Genomic DNA, 18,184 nt, shown 5'->3' with positions numbered 1-18,184 from the left:
CGCAGTCACCTTGCCGTGGTGCACGGATTTCTTCACCGAACTGGCCAACACGTTCTGGCGCGCCGCCGTGCCGCCGGCCCAGACCGCCGCTGAGATCGACTTCATCCTCGACGCGACCGGTGTGCGGCCGGGGGCACGGGTGCTGGACGCCGGGCGGCAGCGGCCGGCACAGCTCCTTCGGCGGCGTTGACGGCGACGCCGTCAACGAAATCGAATCCAGGGATCTCCCTCACGAGCATTCGGTCAGCTAATTCCCCGAATGCCGCCGCAGCGACACTCGGGGAAGGGCCTCAGGCCAGCCGCGCCGGGAAACCACCCGTGGCCACCGGACCCCACCGGGTCGGCTCCACCCGGATCAGGCACTTGCCCTGACGGACCATCGCCTCCCGGTACTCGTCCCAGTTCGGGTGCTCGCCGGAGATGCCCCGGAAGTAGTCCACCAGCGGCTCCAGCGCCTCCGGCAGGTCCAGCACCTCCGCCCGGCCCTCAACGTGCACGTAGGGGCCGTCCCACTCGTCGGACAGCACACAGAACGACACCCGCGGATCCCGCCGGGCGTTGCGCGCCTTGGCCCGCTCCGGATACGTCGACACCACGATCCGGCCCTGCCCGTCCACCCCGCACGTCACCGGCGAGGACTGCGGGCCGCCGTCGGCCCGCGTGGTGATGATGATCGCCCGGTGCCGCGTGCGCAGGAACTCCGTCAGCGCGGCGCGGTCCACCGCATTCGTGGTCGCAACAGCCATGATCTAGACCCTAGGTCGCCACACCGTGGTCGGCAGCACCGCCACCCCCTCCAGGGACCGGGGGACCGGCACCTCGTACCCGGCCACCCGCTCGAACTCCGCCTTCGGCAGGTACGGCCGGCTCGGATCGCCCACCAACACCACCGCCCCACCGGCCGCGGCCCGCCGCAGGAACGGCAGCACCGCGTGGGCCATGTCCCGGTCGTAGAACACGTCCCCGGCCAGCACCACCTCGGCGTCGACGCCCGTCGCCAGCACATCCGCGTGCAGCGTCTCCAGCGTCACCCCGTTCGCCTCGGCATTGATCCGCGCCGCCACCAGCGCCATCTCGTCCACATCGCACGCCGTCACAGCACCCGCCCCGGCCAGCGCCGCGGCGATCGCCACCAGCCCCGACCCGCACGCCAGGTCGAACACCCGCTTACCCACCACGACCTGCGGGTTGTCCAGCACGTAGCGGGCCACGCCCTGCCCGCCGGCCCAGGGAAACGCCCAGAACGGCGGCTCCGACGCCCCCGTGAGCTCCCACAGCGGCGTCACGTCCTCGGCGACCCGCAACACCACCTCCGGCACGAACTCCGTCGCCCGGGCAGTGGTGTGCTCCCGCACGAACGCCTCCACCGCAACCGACCTCCCTAGCTCACTCGTGCTACATATTGCTCATGCGCGCAAACCCGCCCAAGAGGAGGACCTTCACCGAGAGCGCCCGGCGCGCCCAGATCGTCGCCGCGGCCATCGCCGTGATCGCCGAGCACGGCTACGCCGCCACCTCCTTCACGCGCATCGCCAAACAGGCCGGCCTGTCCAGCACCGGCATGATCTCCTACCACTTCGCCAACAAGGACGACCTCATCCGCGAGGTCCTCACCGAGGCCACCACCGTCGCGTACGACTTCGTCAGCCCCCGCATGGAGGCCGCCACCGGCTACCGCGCCAAGCTGCGCGCCCGCCTCGAGTCCAACATGGAACTCGTCCGCGCCCACCCCGGCCACGTCCGCGCGCTGATGGAGATCGCCCGCAACGCACCGACCACCCCCGACTTCGTCGACGCGCGCTTCGGCCTGTTCGCCGGGCACCTGCGCGCCGGCCAGGAAGCCGGCGAGTTCGGCCGGTTCAACGTCGACGCCATGGCCGTGTCCATCATCGGCGCCATCGACGCCATGGTCATCGGCCTCGTGCACTACCCCGAAGTCGACGCCACCGAGTTCGGCCGCGAACTCGCCGACACCTTCGACCGCGCCACCCGCCCCTAGCGGAACCGGGCCATGTCGGCGATCTCCTCGTCGAGACGGGCGTCGACCGGCTCGAACAGCTCCACCTTCGGCCCCGCCTTCCACGTGCCGACCACACGCCCGTCCACCAGGACCGCGGAGCGGATGACGCCGCCGCCGGGATGGATCGCCTTCCGGTAGGCCGCCGGCACCGCGTGATCCCGCGACCGCCACCCCAGCAGGAACTCGTCGTAGGCGGGCAACAGCCGCACGCCCTCGCCGGGCTCGTCCTCCACAGTGGACTCCGTACCCCAGGCGCGTCGGATCTCGCCCAGCGGCAAACCCGACCACTGCGCCAGATCCTCCGGCACACACGGATCATGCGACGCCCGGTAGCGCGCGGCCAACGTCCGCACGGCGTCGTCCCGGTCGACGAGAGAGGTCGGCAGGGGAGCGCCGAGCCAGTCACCGGCGTGCACGTAGGTCGCCTTGCCGCCGCGCTCCGGACCCAGCACGAGCTGCCCGCGACCGGCCGCCAACGCCGCCAGGTGCACGATCGCCTGGCCTTCGGCGCCCAGCAGCTCACCCAACTCCGCCTTCGTCACCGGCCCTTGGTCCTTGAGCGCCTCGGCGGCGTCCTTTGCCGGGTCGGTGTCGAGCTGCCGCAGCCGACGCAGCGCGGCGGCAGGGGAGGGCGCTACCAGCGGATACAGCCACGGCAGGTCGTCAACGGCGATCAGATGCAACGTGCCGCGCGGACCCCAGCACCGGACGATCTCACGCCGCTCCCGCGCCGCCACCACATCCGCCGCCGACAAACCGGTGGAGCGCACCCGGATGGCCAGCGGGAACGCCGACACGTCCTGCGCCTGCACCGCCACCAGTTGCCGCACGACGTCGGTCACACCGACGAGAGGGCGGTGCAGGAGTTGGGCGCGGAATCGGCTCACTCCAACGAGTCCAGAGCTGCGATCAACTGCTCCAACGATTCCGCCACCTGCGCGAATTTCTCCGCACCCAGCTTCTCCGACAGCCGCTGCGCGAACTCCCGGTGCCCCGGCTGGATCCGGTGGATCGCCGCCAGCCCCTCCTCGGTGACCGCCAGCAGCTTCGCCCGCTGATGCGCCGGATTCGGCCGGTACTCCGCCAAACCCTGCTCCACCAACAGATCCGCGGTCCGCTGCACACCCTGCCGGGTCAACCCCATCGCCCGCGCGATCCCCGACACCGGCAGCGGCTCCGGCAGCACCGCGCCCAGCACCTGCCAGCGCGCCGCCGTCAACCCGACCGGGCGCGCCAACTCCTCCGACACCTCAAGCATCTGGCCGTGCACCCGGAAGACCGCCAACGCCGTCCGGGACAGCAACTCCGGCGCCGTCACGCCGACATCAGCTCCGCGTAGGCGGCGACATCGCTGTGCGCGTGCAGCCGGAACCACGCGTCCAGCATGTCCGGCTTGTAGACGCCCAGCCGCGCGAAGATCTCCCGCGCGAACGCCACCGGCTCGGTCGGACCGGCCGTGATCAGGTCCCCGTCCGTCACCGCATCGCCCTCGCGGTACAGCGCACCGCCCGCATACCCGGTCGCCGCCAGGAACTCCGGCACCGCGCTGGTGTGCCCACGGTCGTCCAGCAGGCCCTCCCGCGCCAAGCCCGCCACCGCGCCGCAGATCGCCGCCACCGGCACACCGGCGTCCAGGAACTCCCGCGCCTTCGCGGCGAACGCCTCGGTCGGCGCGTCGCCGGGATTCCACCCGGTCGAACCGGTCAGCACCAGCATCGCGCTGTCAGCGGGCTCCAGATCGGCCAGCACCATGTCCGGCACGATCCGCAGCCCGCCCATCGTCACGATCGGCTCCGCCGTGAGGCCGACCGTCCGCACGTCGAACGAGCCGGGGGAGTGCTGACCGATCCCGCCCCGCAGGTTCGCCACCGTGTGCCCGATCTCCCAGTCCGACAGGCCCTCGTACACCGCGACATGCACCAAGCTCACCATGACAACAGCTTGTCATGGTGACAACATGTTGTCAAGACACCCGGTCGGCCTTCGCCAGCAGATACCGCTGCTCCGGCATGCTCAACGTCAACCGCGCCGCCCGTAGATACGACTCCCGGGCACCCGCAACGTCGCCGGCCATCTCCAACAGATGCGCCCGCACCGCCGCCACCCGATGGTGCTCCGCCACCCGGTCGTCACCCTCCAGCTCGGCCAGCATCGCCAGCCCCGCCTCCGGCCCGCGCACCATCGCCACCGCCACCGCATGGTTCAACGTCACCACCGGATTCGGCGCCATCTGCGCCAACAACCCGTACAGGCCCGCGATCTCCGCCCAGTCCGTCTCCGCCGCCGACGGCGCCTCCGCATGCACCGCCGCGATCGCCGCCTGGAGCTGGAAGGACCCCAACCGTGTCGTCGACAACGCATCGCTGACCAGCTTCACGCCCTCCGCGATCGCCGCCGCGTCCCACAGCGACCGGTCCTGCTCCGCCAACGGCACCAGCGACCCGTCCGGCAGCGACCGCGCCGCCCGCCGCGACTCCGTCAACAACATCAACGCCAACAGCCCGGCCACCTCGCCGTCCGCCGGCAGCAACCCCCGCACCGCCCGCGTCAGCCGAATCGCCTCACCCGTCAGCTCGCCCTGCAACAACTGATCACCGGCGGTCGCCGTGTAGCCCTCGTTGAAGATCAGGTACAGCACGTGCAGCACCGCCCGCAGCCGCTCGTCCCGCTCACCCTCCGGCGGCAGCGAGAACCGCGCCCCGGCCGCCTTGATCCTCGACTTCGCACGGGAGATCCGCTGCGCCATCGTCGCCTCCGGCACCAGGAACGCCCGCGCCACCTGCGCCGTGGTCAACCCGCCCACCGCCCGCACCGTCAACGCCACCTGCGACACCGGCGTCAACGCCGGATGGCAGCACAGGAACAGCAGCGTCAACGTGTCGTCCTGCGCCGGCACCTCGGCGTCGTCGACCTCCGCAACGAACACCGCCTCCTCGCGCCGCCGCCGCGCGCTCTCGCTGCGCCACGCATCCGCCAACCGCCGCGACGCCACCGTCAACAACCACGCCCGCGGACTGTCCGGCACCCCCTCCACCGGCCACTGCGTCGCCGCCGCCAGCAACGCCTCCTGCACCGCGTCCTCACACGCGTCGAACTGACCGTGCCGGCGCACCAGCAGGCCGAGGACCTGCGGCGCCAACTCGCGCAGCAGGCCCTCCACCGTCATCTCAGGAGTCACACATCCACCCCAGCGGAGATCATCACCGGCCATACCTCCGTCGCGCAGTGCCTCGAATCCGGGATCAGCGCCGCCAGCTCCAGCGCCCGCTCCCGCGACTCACAGTCCATCAGGTAATACCCCGCCAGGTACTCCTTCGCCTCCAGAAAAGGGCCGTCCGTCACCACCGGCTCGCCGTCGCGCACCCGCACCACCGACGACGTCTCCGGACTGCCCAGGGCATTGGTGTCCACCAGCTCGCCCGACTCCCGCGTCACCCGCTGGAGCTCGTCGTGCCCGGCCATCAGCGCGCTCCGCTCCTGCTCGGACAGCCCCACCCAGGTCTGGTCGTTCATGTAGATCATCAGCAGGTACTTCACAGCGCATCCTCCTCGCGAACCCGTCACGGCGAGGTCGGAGCCGACGGGGGAGTCTCGACACCTTCCAGCGCACGATAGGTCCGGTTGCTGGCCACCGCAGCCCGCTGCTCCCGGCCCGTCGCCTCGATGTAGTTCTGACTCGTCGCCAGGCTCGCGTGCCCCAGCAGAGCCATGATCTCCGACGCCGTCGCCCCGTCCTCGGCCAGCCGCGTGGCGAAGGTGTGCCGCAGCGCGTGCAGACTCGCCCCCACCGGCACCCGGTCGTGCAGACCCGCCCACCGGTAGCAGGACTTCACCAGGTACTCCAGCGCGCCCCGGCCGATCGGGCCGCCCGACCGGTCGCGCAGCAGGGGAGCACCGCGCCCGAACCGCTCGTGCGGGAACCTCGTCCGGCACGAGGTCAGGTACGTCTTGATCACCTTCTCCATCGACGGCTCCACCGGGATCGACCGGTCCCGGCTGCCCTTGCCGTGGACGTGCAGACGCATCTCACCCGACCTTCCCACCAGGGAATTCGTCGTCAGGGTGCGCATCTCCGCAGACCGCAGGCCCGCCAGCAGACCCAGCGCGATCACCAGCACGTCCCGCTCCGGCCAGGGATCCCGCGCCTTGCGCTCGCCGTGCGCCACCGCCTGGAGCAGCCGCTCCGGTGTGTCCTCGCCGCGCAGCGGCTTGGGGGACAGGGGAGGAGTGCGCGGGCGGGCCACCGCCCCGATCGGATTGCCCGCCAACAACCCGTCCGCCACGCAGAACGTCAGGAACTGGTTCCACGTCGACCAGGCCCGCAGCACCGAGGACTTCGCGTGCGTGTCCGCGAACGCGCCGAACGCCGCCCGCAGCGCCGGTCCCGTCAGGTCGTCCACCGTCAGCATCTCCGCGTCGCCGCCCACCTCGGCCACCAGCAGCGCGGTGATGCCCGTCAGGTCGCGCCGGTAGGCGTCCGTCGTGTGCGGCGAGTCCTTGCGCGGCCGCCGGGCCGCGAAGAACGCCTGCTGAGCGTCCACAAGCCTCATGTGGATCTTGTACCGCACACCCCTGACAGTTTTCCGCGCACGACCGTCAGCTCCGTGATCTTCCCGCCGGTCGTGTCACTCTGCGGCAGGGGAGAAGACGCCCGAGTGCCGACCGCCAACTCCGCGAGCGCCTGGCCGGGGACCTGAACGTCTCCCTCCTCCGACATGCGTGACTCCCCTGTGCCCACTGAGCTAGACTGGATCACTGTCCGTTTTGCTGCATAATTGCGATTATGCATGAAAAGTCCGCTTGTCTCGGGCGGTTCGTGTGGCGGCGCCTCCAGGGGGATCCGACGCTCCTGTGACACGCCTGAGCGCCCCGTCGCCCCTCCGCGCTGGCTCCTGTGACGGCATCGTGCCGACGATGGCTCTCGGTGTGTGAACGTCGGCGGCGTTTGCCCGTGGAGGCGATGTCTGGGCCGAGTCGGCTCGGCGACAACGCCTTCCGTACAGCTCGTCAGCCTGATACGCATTAGGCCGATAATCTACATTATGTTAAGTAGTGATGATCTCGGGCCTCTCTCGTGGCGACCGAACGGGTCCTACTCCATTCGGCGCAGCCTTGCCGCTAGAGTTACGGCATGCTGAGGGCGTCCCCGCTGACCCAATCGATCGGAGCGAGCCCGGTGAGCACAGCACTCGCACGTGAGGGCCACCCGATCAGCGTCGTGGAATTTGACGAGCTGCCCGCGGACAGCTCGCACCGCTTGGAGATCGAGGACGGTCGACTGCTCGTGATGAACCGCCCGGCTGGCCCGCATATCAAGGCGGCCCAGCGATTGGTCAGCCATCTCAACGACCAGCTCCCTGACGAACTTGAGGCGATGCTGGAGTTCCAGGCTGAGTTGGTGGGCGCGTCGCCGCGTCGGATTCCCGATGTCGTCGTGTGTGGGGCCGATGCCTGTGACCAGGTCCGGGTGCGGGCCGAGCAGATCCTGCTCGCTATTGAGATTGTGTCGCCTGGCGAGTCGGCCGCCCGCGACTACATCAAGAAGCCGGCCGAGTACGCCGCCAATGGCATCCCGAACACCTGGGTGATCGACATTCAGGAGAATCCGCTCAGCCTGACGGTCTACACGCTCGACGACACGGGTCAGTACCACTTCACGTCTCCAATGACCGGCCGCTACACCGGTGCCATAGGCGGCCACGAGGTGACCATTGACCTCGATGCGCTCACCGGCCCGCGACGGAAGCGGAATTGACGGGGTCTCCCCTGCGCCGCCGTGCAGAATGATCGACATGCGGTGGCCCCTGCGGTTGCCGGACGAGTTGACCGATGGCGTGGTCTCGCTCCGGCCCTACGACCAAGCCGACAGCACTGCGATGTTCAACGCGCTCGCTGACGTCCGCGCTTGGGAACACATACCGCACCCGATTCCCGTGAGCCCCGTCGAACTCGACATGGCGATTCAGGGCAACCTGGCCGACGGTCAACGTGTGTCGTTGACCGTTCGCTCTGGCGGCCGAGTCGTCGGCATGACTGCCGTTCTGTACGACGCGAACGATGCGGCTGGCGTGGAAGTCGGTGGGACGCAGCTGGATCCGGCGATCTGGGGTACGGGCGTCAACGGCCGGGCGAAGCGGCTGCTGATCGCGGCGATCTTCGAGCACGGTGCGGACTGGATCCGGTTCCGTACCGATGAACGCAACGGACGGTCGGCGGCGGCGATTCGCAAGCTTGGTGCACGGGATCTGGGCGTGCACCGGGACACCCGCGTGCGGCGCGACGGGACCCAACGCCGCAGCAGGATGTTCCGGCTAGACCGGCCGTCGACCGATCGCGACGGTGCCGGAGACCTCCTCTGAGTGCTCGACACGAGCAGTGAGACCGGCGTCGGCGAGCAAACGCTCTGTGGAGGCCGCCTGGCGAACGCTGGTCTCGATGAGGACGTGACCGCCGGGCCGAAGCCACGCGGGAGCCTCAGCGGCGACGCGGCGGTGCACCGCGAGACCGTCGTAGCCGCCGTCGAGGGCCACGGGTGCCTCGTGGTCACGGGCCTCCGGCGGCATGAGCGCGATGTCGTCGGTCGGCACATACGGAGCGTTGACCACCAGCACGTCGACGCGCCCACGGATCTCCGGTGGCAGCGCGGCGTACAGGTCCCCCTCGAACACCTGGCCGCCGACGGGCTCGACGTTGCGGCGGGCGCAGCGGACGGCGGCCGGGTCGATGTCGGCGGCGTACAGCGAGAATTCGGACATACCGGCCACTACTGCCACACCGATCGCGCCGGTGCCGCAGCACAGGTCCACGACCGCGCCGCCCGGCGAAACCAGTGCGGAGGCCTGTTCGACCAGAAACTCTGTACGGCGACGTGGCACGAACACGCTCGGTTCGACGGCGATGCGCAGCCCGCAGAACTCGGCCCAGCCGACGATCTGCTCCAGCGGCAGCCCCGACACGCGCCGGTCCACCATGGACGCCAGCTCCTCCGGCGTCGCCGCGGCGGCGGTGAGCAGTTCGGCCTCGTCCTCGGCGAACACGCAACCGGCGGCGCGGAGTTTGGTGACGATGTTGTTCAAGTGCTCCCCTGCGTGAAATGGCCTGCGCCCAGTATGGGGTCTCCCCTACGCTGCCCGATCATGTGGCCGGATTCGGATGTGATCGAGCGCAAGGGCCTGCGCGAAGGCAAGACGCCGTGGCTGTTGACGTTCGCGGACGGCCAGCGGGCGGTGCTGCGCGACCGGGGCCCGTTCGAGACGGAGATCGCGGCGCTCACCGTCGCCGCCGAGCACGGTGTGCCCGCGCCGCGCATTGTCGACTTCGGCGACAAGGGTCTGCTGCTGTCGGTGATCCCTGGCACGAGCAAGATTCCCCTGACGCCGGAGTCGGGCCGGCTGGAGGCGCTCGGCGCGGCCGCGGCGGTGATCCACACCGTGGAGTTGGCTCCCAGCAAGGATTTGCCGGTGCGCCACCGTCCGATCGAGCTTGAGGACTTCGACCGCTGGCGCGAGCTCAAGGGCGCCTCTCCCCTGCTCCTGGAGGCGCTGGAAGCCGTTGGCGCACGGCCGGAGCCGCCGCATCCGACGGTGTTCGTGCACGGGGATCTGTGGCAGGGCAACACGATGTGGCTGGACGGCGCGCTGACGGCGGTCATCGACTGGGACTGTTCCGGCGTCGGGCATCCGGGCGTGGACATCGGGTCGCTGCGTGCGGATGCGGCCCTGTTCTTCGGCCCGGAGTACGCGGATGTTGTGCTGCGGGGGTGGCAGGAGCGGGCCGGGAAGCCGGCCCCGGATGTCGCGTACTGGGACGTGGTGGCGTCGCTGAGCACCCCGCCGGACGTCGGCGAGTGGGTGCCGAACGCCGTCGACCAGGGCCGCCCCGATCTGGATGGGCCGACCCTGAACGCTCGTCGGGACGAGTTCCTGAAGGCTGCGCTCAACCGGTTGTGAGGCGGCGGACCAGGTCCTCGATGCGTCGGCGCCAGCCGTCGAGGTCGGCGTCGGCCTCGCTGGCCACGGTATGCGTGAGCTCGAGGCGCGCGCCGTGGCCGGTGCCTTGCGACAGCTGGACGTGTTCGGCCAGGTCGCCGAGCGCCGCTTGGACGGTCTCGACGGGCCGGGTGAGCTGGCGTTCGAAGCGGACCTGGTAGCCGTCGCCGACGCGTTCGACACTCCCCTGGTCCAGACCGAAGGCGTGCACGAGCTGCTCGTGGTGGGCGTCGGAGGGCCGTTCCATGCGGAATTCGTCGCCGTTGACGTGCGCTTCGAGGGCGTTGAGGCACATCGCCCAGCCGCTGCCGTAGCTGGCGGCCGCGGGGCGGTCGTCGAATACGTGGGTGAAGACGAGCACGCAGCCGTCGCCGTCGGGGATGAGTTCGAAGTGGATGAGGTCGTCGCTCTCGCGGGTCATCGCGGCCGGTGCGTGTTCGGAGAAGGCGAAGACCTTGGGCGGGTCGAGCTGGGTGACGACGGCGTCGATGCCCTCGAACCGGATGCGGCCGCCGACGCGCAGGTCGATCTCCAGTGCGCGGAACGGGTACCAGGCGCTGAGCTGGTCGGGTTCGGTGATGGCTTGCCAGACGGTCTGCGGCGCGTGCTTGAGGTGGCGTTCGAAGCGCAGGGCGGGGCGGCCGTCGGCGTGGGTGCCGAGTGTCGGGTCCATGGCCGCGAATATAGCCAAACGGGAATATACTGGCAACGGCATGCGCGAAATTCGGTCGCGCCGACGGCGGTTCCTCGATGACGATGCCGGCGTGGCGTGGACTGTCGAGGCGGTGGATCCGAACGGGCCGGTGGGCGGGCTCCTGATTAGGGAGTACTTCACGGACATCGCCGCCCGCTACTGGGGTCGGCCGGTCACCGAGGCCGAGATCGAGCGGGTCCTCGAGGACGAGCCCAGCGACGACCTGGTTCCGCCGACGGGTCTGCTGCTCGCCGCCTCCTACGACGGCGAGCTGGGCGGCTGCGGCGGGTTTCGGGTGCTCTCCCCCGGCGTCGCCGAGCTGACCCGGGTGTTCCTGAGGCCGGCGCTGCGCGGCCGCGGCGGCAGCGTGGCATTGCTGACGGCGATCGAGCGGGCGGCCGTCGCCGCGGGCCTGACGACCGCGCGGTTGGACACCCGCAAGGATCTGGTGGAGGCGCGCCGGCTGTACGCGGGCAACGGCTACGTGGAGATCCCGGCGTACAACAGCTCCCCCTACGCCGACCACTGGTTCGAGAAGCGCCTAGCCTGAACACACGAATCGGGCGCCGTTCCGGAGAACGACGCCCGATTCGCCGGGAGAGTCAGGCGGTGACGGCCTTCTGGCCCAGGCGGAGCGTGATGCCGTGGGCCCGCAGCAGGCGACGGAACCACAGCAGGGACACGGCGATGCCGAGGGCGACCATGCTGTAGGAGCCGGCGGTGCTGACCATCAGGAAGTTGCCCACGGTGGCGCTGGCCAGGGCCCACAGCGTGGTGACGCCGTTGGTGATGAACACCAGCGCCCACAGGAACGAGACCTGACGGAAGAACCGCTGCACGTGGGGGTGGCCGGTGACCACGGTCGGGAACGCGCAGAAGTCGTCGGCCAGCTTGGCCAGCAGCGGCCGGTTGAGCGGCAGCGTGGCCAGCAGGATCGCGGCGAACGCGAAGTTCTGCACGGTCGGTTGGAGGAAGTAGAGGAAGACGCTGCCGGTGAGGTAGCCGACGAGCGTGCGCACGCAGAGCAGCGCCGTGGTCACCCACAGCACCGAGGGGATCTCCTTGCGCAGGACGACGCGGCGCGCGAGCGCCGCCAGCGACCAGCCGAGGGCGGCGAACAGCGCGCCCTGGAGGCCGACGAGGGTGAACACGATGTAGAACAGGCCAAGCGGGACCAGGGTCGACTCCAGCAGGTGCTGGGCGCCACGGCGGAGCAGGGCCAGTGGTGCTGGGAGGTGGACCGTCATGTGCTCGGGCATGGGGGGTCGGCCGTCTCGCAGTCGTTGTCGGGGGTGGGCGAATGCTAGCGGACGCGCGTGCTGGGTTCCTGTGAGGGAGGACGTTCAAACCCTGGGATGGGTTCACCGGTTCGGACTGATCCGGTTCGTCGATTGACGCGTAGGAAGCGTTGTGCCGGACAGTGGTGAGTTGATCGACGGGCGCTACCGCCTGGTGTCGTGCATCGGACGCGGCTCCATGGGGGCGGTCTGGCGGGCCCGGGACGAGCGGCTGGACCGGGTGGTCGCGCTCAAGCTGGTGGTGCTGCGCGGCCTGTCCCCCGACGACGCCAGCGAGCAGGAGGCGGTGAAGCGGGCGCAGCGGGAGGGTCGGATCACGGCCCGGCTCCAGCACCCGAACGCCATCTCGGTGCACGACGTGGTGGAGCACGACGGCCGGCCGTGCCTGGTGATGGAGTACCTGCCCTCGCGGAGCCTGTCCGACGTCGTGGAGACCAATGGTGTGCTCCAGCCGACCGAGGTGGCGACGATCGGCTTCCAGGTCGCCTCGGCGCTGGCCGCGGCGCACGAGCTGGGCATCGTGCACCGGGACGTGAAGCCGGACAACATCCTGCTGGCCGACGACGGCACGGCCAAGATCACTGATTTCGGGATCGCGCGGGCGCCCGACGACGGGGCGGTGACCGCGGCGGGCATCCTCGCGGGCACCCCGGCCTACCTTGCTCCGGAGGTGGCCACCGGTTCGGACAGCAGCCCGCGGTCGGACGTGTTCTCGCTGGGTTCGACCCTGTACGCGGCTTTCGAGGGCAAGCCGCCGCACGGGATGGACCAGAACACGATCGCGCTGCTCCATCAGGTCGCCTACGGGGAGATCACGCCGCCCAAGCGGGCCGGCGCCGTGGCGGACCTGCTGGTGGAGATGTTGCGGCGTGATCCGGAGACGCGTCCGACGATGGCGGAGGTGGCGGACCGGTTCGAGATGGTGCTGGCCGGTTCGTCCCCTCTGCCTGCTTCGTTGCCTCAGCAGGCGACCACGGGCACGCGGCAGATGCCGGCGCTGGCGGAGCCGGTGCCGGTGCCGGCGCAGCGGCGGGGTTCGCCGGTGGGTCGGTGGCTGGGGTTGGCGGTGCCGGTGACCGCCGCGGTGGTCGCCGTGGGGCTGGTGGTGGCGCAGCAGTTCGGGATGGTGCATCCCGTGGCGTCGGCCGCGCCGCCGACGATGAAGCCGTCGACGTCCTCGGTGGCGACGCCTGCCCCGACGACATCCTCGGACGCAGCCGATCCGGTGTCGTCGTCGGGGGCGTGTTCGGCGCACTACGACGTGATGAACAGCTGGTCGACCGGTTACCAGGCGGCGGTGACGATCACCAATCTGACCGGGTCGCAGCTGACGGGGTGGCAGGTGAGCTGGCGGCTGCCGGGCGGTCAGCGGGTGACGAGCCTGTGGAACGGCACGTTCTCGCAGCAGGGGTCGGTGCTGGTGGTGCGCAACGCGTCGTGGAACGCGGTGCTGGCCGGCAACACCTCCACCAGCTTCGGCCTGGTGGCCGGCACTCCGGGCACGTCCCCGCCGCAGCCCAAGCTCACCTGCACCACGCTGTCGCAGTGACGGTCAGAACAGGCTCTCCTGCTTGGGTTTCCGCTTCTTCGGCACCGCCTCGCCGATGCGCTCGGTGACCGTCGGGCTGATGTCGGCCAGGAACGGGGACGGGGCGGCGGTGCGGACGGCGCCATTGCGCAGCCGGGTCGAGGCGTGGCTGAGGTAGAGGTGCTGCTGGGCCCGGGTCATGCCGACGAAGAACAGTCGGCGCTCCTCGTTGACGGCCTCGGGGTCGGGCTGCTCCCCCGGCCATCGCATCGGCAGCAGCCCGTCCTCGCAGCCGACGAGGAACACCACCGGGAACTCCAGCCCCTTGGATGCATGCAGGGTCAGCAGCGAGACCCGGTCGGCGCGCGGGTCCCAGGTGTCGACCTCGGCGCCCAGCGCCAGTTCGGACAAGAAGCCGGCGAGGTCGTCGCCGTGCCGCGTGGCCAGCGGCATGAGCAGCTCCAACGCCGTGAAGGCGTCCTCGTCGTCAACGGCCTTGGCTGCCTGCCGCACCCGCTCGACGACGGAGCCGTGCAGGCCGACGAGCCCCAGTTCACGGGCCAGTGCCCGCACGCCGGGGCGGTCGGTGAGCCGGTCGTGGGACCGCTTCTGGAACGGCACGCCGGCGCGGGTCAGCGCCTCCATGACGGCCCGGGCCTGGCTGCTGGTCCGGTAGAGCACGGCGAAGTCGTTGAACGACAGGCCCTGCGTGCCGTCGCCGGCGACGCGGCCGCTGTCGAGCGAGTGGAACGAGGATCCGCCGAGCAGCTGGTCGATGGTGCGGGAGACGAAGCTCGCCTCGGCCTGTTCGTCGATGGCGTGGTGCAGGCCGATGAGCGCGTGCTCGGTGTGTGAGCCGCACGGTTGCAGTGATCGGTCCTCGACGAGCGTGGTCGGGGTGATGGCCTGCACGGCTCCGGCGAGGATGTGCTTGCCGGACCGGTAGTTGCGGCCCAGCTGCACCTGAGTCGCGCCCGGGAAGTCCTCCTGGAACCGCAGGAAGAACCCGACGTCCGCGCCGCGGAACCGGTAGATCGCCTGGTCGGGGTCGCCGATTACGGTAAGGCCGCCGTCTGCCGAAGATCCGCTTGCGGGATCGAGAGTTGGCGCAGGGCACAGCAGGCGCAGCAGCCGGTACTGGGTCTCGTCGACGTCCTGGTACTCGTCGACGCTGACCCACGGCCAGCGGGCGCGGTAGTGCTCGATCAGCGAGGTGTCGCCGGCGAGCAGCTCGACCGGCATCTCGACCAGGTCGTCGAAGTCGACGAGGTCGCGGGCGCGCAGCTCCTTCTTGTACATGTCGCCGTGCTCGTCGCGGAGCTCCTGGACGACGGTCTCGTCGGCGATGCCGAAGCGCGCGGTGAGGCCGACGCGGGCGTGCTGCTCGCGCAGGATCCGCACGCCGAGCGAGTGGAAGGTGGCCACGGTGAGGTCCCGCGCCTGCGGCCCGACCAGGGCTTCCAGCCGCTCGGCCATCTCGGCGGCGGCGCGGCGGGTGAAGGTGATGGCCAGGCACTGCGAAGCCGGCACGCCACGTTCGGTGACGAGGTGGGCGATGCGGTGGGTCAGGGTGCGGGTCTTGCCGGTGCCGGGCCCGGCGATGATCAGCAGCGGCCCGGACGGCACGGCCGCGGCGGCCCGCTGGTCGGGGTCGAGGCCGTCGAGCAGCGAGGCGGCGGACGGCACCGGTTCGACCAGCTCAGCGGCCGGCGTGGTCTCGTCAACCAACTCGAGGGCGGCCATTTCCTCGATCGGCAGCGACTTCGCCACCCGCTTGGGCTTGGCCGGTTCCGGCGCCGCGAACAGGTCGTCGTCGAACAGCGACACCGAGCCGGACGCCTTGGCCAGCTCCCCCGGCTCGAACAGCCGGATCACGCCGTACTCGCCGTCGTAGCCGGCGTCGCGGACGACCTCGCCGCGGCGCAGCCGGCTGATCGCCTCGCCGAGGCGGGCGTCGGAGGCGGTGATGTCGTCGATCGGCACCTCGTCGAGGATGGCCAGCTCGGGGCCGTGCGCGGCGGTGAGCGTGGCGATCTCGGCCAGCACCTTCTTGCTCTTGGGGCCGACGCCGAGCAGCTCGCTCATGATCTCCGGCAGCGGGATGAGGCTGCGGAAGTCGACGGCGTCGGCCGGCCGGTAGCCGGGTGCGCGGTCGGCCAGCTCCTGGATGCGGCTGAGCACGCCGACCGTCAGCGGCTTGCCGCACTCGGGGCACAGGCCGTTGTGCGCGATGGTCTCGGCCGGGTCGAACCGCACGTCGCACTTGCGGTGTCCGTCGGAGTGGTACTTGCCCTCCTCGGGGAAGAACTCGACGGTGCCGGCGAAGCCCTCCCGGGTCTCCAGCGCACGCCTGACCGACCAGTAGTCCAGGTCGGTGTCGAAGACGGTGGCCTCGCGGCCGAGCACGGGCGGCGAGTGCGCGTCGGAGTTGCTGACCAGCGTGTACTTGTCCAGGCCGGAGACGCGCCAGTTCATCTCGGGGTCGCTGGACAGGCCGGTCTCGGCGGCGAAGACGTGGTCGGCGAGGTCGGCGTAGCAGTCGGCGATGGCGTCGAAGCCGGACTTGGAACCGAGCACCGCGAACCACGGCGTCCACACGTGGGCGGGCACGAGGTAGGAGCCCTCGCCGCTCTCCAGGGTGATCTCCAGCAGGTCGCGGGAGTCCAGGCCGAGGATGGGGCGGCCGTCGGAGCCGAGGTTGCCGATCTTGCCCAGCCGCTTGTTGAACTCGGCGGCGGCGTCGAAGGAGGGCATGTAGATCAGGTGGTGCACCTTGCGGGTGCGGTCGTCGCGCTTGTAGATCGTGCTGATCTCCACGCTGAGCATGAAGCGGACGTCGCCGACGCAGCTGGGCGGCAGGGTGCGGGCGATGTCGCGGTCCAGCTCGGGGCGCAGCCGGAACAGGCCCGGCTCGGCCGGCACCAGGGTCTCGCGCAGGTGGTCGTACCAGGCGGGATGGGTGAAGTCGCCGGTGCCGACGAGGCTGATGCCCTTGCGCTGGGCCCACCAGGTCAGGTGCTCGAGATCGCAGTCGCGGCTGCATGCCCGGGAGTACTTCGAGTGGATGTGCAGGTCGGCGTAGAAGCGCACCGGGTCGATCATGCCACTAGGGCCGCGTTCCCCAGCTGGGTGGTCCCGCGAGCGCGGGCAGTAGCCGGTAGGCGTCGCGCGCCCACTCGCAGAGCAGGGCGCGGCTCTCGCGGGGGGTCGATGATGTCCTGCACGCCGAAGTGCTCGGCGGTGCGGAACGGGTTGGTCAGGGGGGCCAGGCGACCCTGGATGATCTCCAGGTCGGCCTCGGGGTCGGTGGAGCGGGCGAGTTCGGCGCGGTAGGCGGCCTCGATGCCGCCCTTGGCCGGCAGGGAGCCCCAGTCGCCGGAGGGCCAGGCCCAGCTGCGGCCGCCGGTGTGGCGGTTGACGATGGCAGCGCCGCCGACGCCGTACACGCGGCGCAGGATGAGCTCGGCCTGCGGCACGCGGGCCTGGTAGACGGCGCTGATGGCGCGGGCGCCGGTGCGCAGGGTGCCGGCGCGTTCGGCGGTGGTGCCGATGGTCATGCCGCCCTGGTCGGTGAGGCTGACCAGCGGCAGGTGGAAGGTCTCGCACAGGTCGACCAGCCGGGTGAGGGCGAGCGCGCCGGCGGCGGACAGCGTGTTGCCGCGGTACGGGTCGGTGGCGACGACGCCGACCGGGTGGCCGTCCAGGCGGGCCAGGGCGGTGACGGTCGCGCCGCCGTAGTCGGCGTAGCGGAACACGGAGCCGGCGTCGAACAGGGCGTCCAGGATCGGCGCGATCCGGTACGGGCGGCGCGGGCTGCGCGGGATCGCCGACAGCAGGGACTCATCGGCGCGTGACACGGGATCGCCGCTGGTCGTGACGGGTGGCAGCTCGTGCACGCTGGACGGCAGGTAGGACAGGAACCGACGGATCACGTCGAACGCCTCGGCCTCGGTGGCGACGAAGCGGTCGACGTTGCCATTGCGGCGGTGCACGTCGGCGCCGCCGAGGGTCTCCTTGTCGACGTCCTCGCCGACGCCGCCTTTGACCACCGGCGGCCCGGCGACGAACAGCTGCGCCACGCCCTCCACGAACACGCACAGGTGCGACATCACCGCGCGCGCCGCCCCCAGTCCCACCACGGGCCCCAGGCAGGCCGACACGACCGGCACCGTGGACAGGTTGGCCACGACGTGGTCCCACCCCGGGTTGACCGGCACGTAGCTGTAGCCGGCCTCCTCGATCATCTTCACGCTGCCGCCGCCGCTGGCCCCGTCGAGCAGCCGGATCAGCGGCAGCCGGAACTGGCCGGCCAGCTGCTCGGAGTACACCTGCTTGGCGTGGATGGCGGCGTCGCCGGAGCCGCCGCGGCCGGTGAAGTCGTCGGCGCCGAGCACGACCTTGCGGCCCTCGATGCGCGCGGTGCCGGCGACGAAGTTCGCCGGGGTGACGGTTCCGTCGGCGTTGGCGAAGCCGGCCAGCGCCCCGATCTCGGCGAAGCTGCCGGCGTCGGCCAGGGCGTCGATGCGTTCGCGGACGGTCAGCCGCCCGGTGGCGTGCTGGCGGGCGACCTTGTCAGGCCCGCCGAGGCCTTCGGCGTGCGAGCGACGGCGCTGGATCTCGGCTACCTCGTCCGACCAGTCCTCGATCATGGCCGTC

20 protein-coding genes are annotated in these 18,184 nt (G+C 70.7%); 7 read left to right on the top strand and 13 right to left on the bottom strand.

Annotated features, from left to right (window positions below; translation table 11 throughout):
- Positions 1–10: 10 nt before the first annotated feature.
- Positions 11–190, top strand: a complete 180-nt coding sequence (locus BCF44_RS20280; RefSeq protein WP_116175875.1) for a hypothetical protein — start codon at positions 11–13, stop codon at positions 188–190.
- A 100-nt stretch (positions 191–290) separates the two neighbouring features.
- On the opposite strand, the gene BCF44_RS20275 is transcribed toward BCF44_RS20280, so the two are convergent.
- Together BCF44_RS20275 and BCF44_RS20270 are read right to left on the bottom strand one after the other, a co-directional pair.
- A complete protein-coding gene (locus tag BCF44_RS20275; protein ID WP_116175874.1) occupies positions 291–746 on the bottom strand; it encodes a PPOX class F420-dependent oxidoreductase in 456 nt (151 codons plus the stop codon).
- Positions 747–749: 3 nt separating this feature from the next.
- Positions 750–1,367, bottom strand: a complete 618-nt coding sequence (locus tag BCF44_RS20270) for a class I SAM-dependent methyltransferase (protein WP_116175873.1) — start codon at positions 1,365–1,367, stop codon at positions 750–752.
- A 41-nt stretch (positions 1,368–1,408) separates the two neighbouring features.
- On the opposite strand from BCF44_RS20270, the gene BCF44_RS20265 reads away from it, so the two are divergent.
- Positions 1,409–1,999, top strand: a complete 591-nt coding sequence (locus tag BCF44_RS20265; protein WP_246015312.1) for a TetR/AcrR family transcriptional regulator — start codon at positions 1,409–1,411, stop codon at positions 1,997–1,999.
- On the opposite strand, the gene BCF44_RS20260 is transcribed toward BCF44_RS20265, so the two are convergent.
- From BCF44_RS20260 to BCF44_RS20235, 6 genes are read right to left on the bottom strand one after another with little or no spacing between them, the layout of a single operon-like run.
- On the bottom strand, positions 1,996–2,907 hold the full coding sequence (locus BCF44_RS20260) for a winged helix DNA-binding domain-containing protein (RefSeq protein WP_170217636.1): 912 nt from the start codon (positions 2,905–2,907) through the stop codon (positions 1,996–1,998). The genes BCF44_RS20265 and BCF44_RS20260 overlap by 4 nt on opposite strands.
- Positions 2,904–3,338, bottom strand: coding sequence for a MarR family winged helix-turn-helix transcriptional regulator (locus BCF44_RS20255; protein WP_246015310.1), 435 nt, complete (start codon positions 3,336–3,338; stop codon positions 2,904–2,906). The genes BCF44_RS20260 and BCF44_RS20255 overlap by 4 nt, the downstream gene beginning before the upstream one ends.
- Positions 3,335–3,952: a DJ-1/PfpI family protein gene (locus BCF44_RS20250; RefSeq protein ID WP_116175870.1), complete on the bottom strand. Its 618-nt coding sequence runs from the start codon at positions 3,950–3,952 to the stop codon at positions 3,335–3,337. Before BCF44_RS20250 ends, BCF44_RS20255 begins: the two co-directional genes overlap by 4 nt.
- 31 nt (positions 3,953–3,983) lie before the next feature.
- Complete coding sequence (locus tag BCF44_RS20245) at positions 3,984–5,186, bottom strand: RNA polymerase sigma factor (RefSeq protein WP_116175869.1); 1,203 nt, start codon at positions 5,184–5,186, stop codon at positions 3,984–3,986.
- 8 nt (positions 5,187–5,194) lie between these two features.
- Complete coding sequence (locus BCF44_RS20240) at positions 5,195–5,557, bottom strand: YciI family protein (protein ID WP_116175868.1); 363 nt, start codon at positions 5,555–5,557, stop codon at positions 5,195–5,197.
- Between the two features lie 23 nt (positions 5,558–5,580).
- On the bottom strand, positions 5,581–6,588 hold the full coding sequence (locus tag BCF44_RS20235) for a tyrosine-type recombinase/integrase (protein ID WP_116175867.1): 1,008 nt from the start codon (positions 6,586–6,588) through the stop codon (positions 5,581–5,583).
- 563 nt (positions 6,589–7,151) lie between these two features.
- On the opposite strand from BCF44_RS20235, the gene BCF44_RS20230 reads away from it, so the two are divergent.
- Both BCF44_RS20230 and BCF44_RS20225 read left to right on the top strand, forming a co-directional pair.
- Entirely contained in the window at positions 7,152–7,775 is a 624-nt protein-coding gene (locus BCF44_RS20230) for a Uma2 family endonuclease (RefSeq protein WP_116175866.1), read from the top strand.
- A 37-nt stretch (positions 7,776–7,812) separates the two neighbouring features.
- Positions 7,813–8,379: a GNAT family N-acetyltransferase gene (locus BCF44_RS20225; RefSeq protein WP_170217635.1), complete on the top strand. Its 567-nt coding sequence runs from the start codon at positions 7,813–7,815 to the stop codon at positions 8,377–8,379.
- On the opposite strand, the gene BCF44_RS20220 is transcribed toward BCF44_RS20225, so the two are convergent.
- Positions 8,332–9,096 (bottom strand): putative protein N(5)-glutamine methyltransferase, encoded by a 765-nt coding sequence (locus BCF44_RS20220; RefSeq protein WP_116175864.1) that lies wholly within the window; start codon positions 9,094–9,096, stop codon positions 8,332–8,334. The two genes, BCF44_RS20225 and BCF44_RS20220, sit on opposite strands and share 48 nt — an antisense overlap.
- Before the next feature lie 60 nt (positions 9,097–9,156).
- On the opposite strand from BCF44_RS20220, the gene BCF44_RS20215 reads away from it, so the two are divergent.
- Entirely contained in the window at positions 9,157–9,969 is an 813-nt protein-coding gene (locus tag BCF44_RS20215) for an aminoglycoside phosphotransferase family protein (protein WP_170217634.1), read from the top strand.
- Here BCF44_RS20215 and BCF44_RS20210 read toward each other — a convergent pair.
- Positions 9,956–10,681 (bottom strand): SRPBCC family protein, encoded by a 726-nt coding sequence (locus BCF44_RS20210; protein ID WP_116175862.1) that lies wholly within the window; start codon positions 10,679–10,681, stop codon positions 9,956–9,958. The genes BCF44_RS20215 and BCF44_RS20210 overlap by 14 nt on opposite strands.
- Positions 10,682–10,772: 91 nt before the next feature.
- Here BCF44_RS20210 and BCF44_RS20205 point away from each other — a divergent pair, with 91 nt between their 5' ends.
- The gene (locus BCF44_RS20205; RefSeq protein WP_246015308.1) at positions 10,773–11,252 is read left to right on the top strand and encodes a GNAT family N-acetyltransferase; all 480 of its coding nucleotides are present in this window, start codon (positions 10,773–10,775) and stop codon (positions 11,250–11,252) included.
- A 52-nt stretch (positions 11,253–11,304) separates the two neighbouring features.
- Here BCF44_RS20205 and BCF44_RS20200 read toward each other — a convergent pair whose 3' ends face one another.
- Positions 11,305–11,949: a septation protein IspZ gene (locus tag BCF44_RS20200; protein ID WP_246015306.1), complete on the bottom strand. Its 645-nt coding sequence runs from the start codon at positions 11,947–11,949 to the stop codon at positions 11,305–11,307.
- Positions 11,950–12,112: 163 nt separating this feature from the next.
- Between BCF44_RS20200 and BCF44_RS20195 the strand changes: the two genes are divergently transcribed.
- The gene (locus BCF44_RS20195) at positions 12,113–13,549 is read left to right on the top strand and encodes a protein kinase domain-containing protein (protein ID WP_116175859.1); all 1,437 of its coding nucleotides are present in this window, start codon (positions 12,113–12,115) and stop codon (positions 13,547–13,549) included.
- A 3-nt stretch (positions 13,550–13,552) separates the two neighbouring features.
- Here BCF44_RS20195 and BCF44_RS20190 read toward each other — a convergent pair whose 3' ends face one another.
- Together BCF44_RS20190 and BCF44_RS20185 are read right to left on the bottom strand one after the other, a co-directional pair.
- Positions 13,553–16,630, bottom strand: coding sequence for a UvrD-helicase domain-containing protein (locus BCF44_RS20190; RefSeq protein ID WP_246015304.1), 3,078 nt, complete (start codon positions 16,628–16,630; stop codon positions 13,553–13,555).
- Positions 16,627–18,177, bottom strand: a complete 1,551-nt coding sequence (locus tag BCF44_RS20185) for an acyl-CoA carboxylase subunit beta (RefSeq protein WP_211353115.1) — start codon at positions 18,175–18,177, stop codon at positions 16,627–16,629. Before BCF44_RS20185 ends, BCF44_RS20190 begins: the two co-directional genes overlap by 4 nt.
- Positions 18,178–18,184: the final 7 nt, after the last annotated feature.

The organism is Kutzneria buriramensis (assembly GCF_003387475.1).
Lineage (GTDB): Bacteria > Actinomycetota > Actinomycetes > Mycobacteriales > Pseudonocardiaceae > Kutzneria > Kutzneria buriramensis.
Note: the sequence above shows the minus strand (reverse complement) of the source record. Positions and strands in the feature narration are given on the sequence as shown.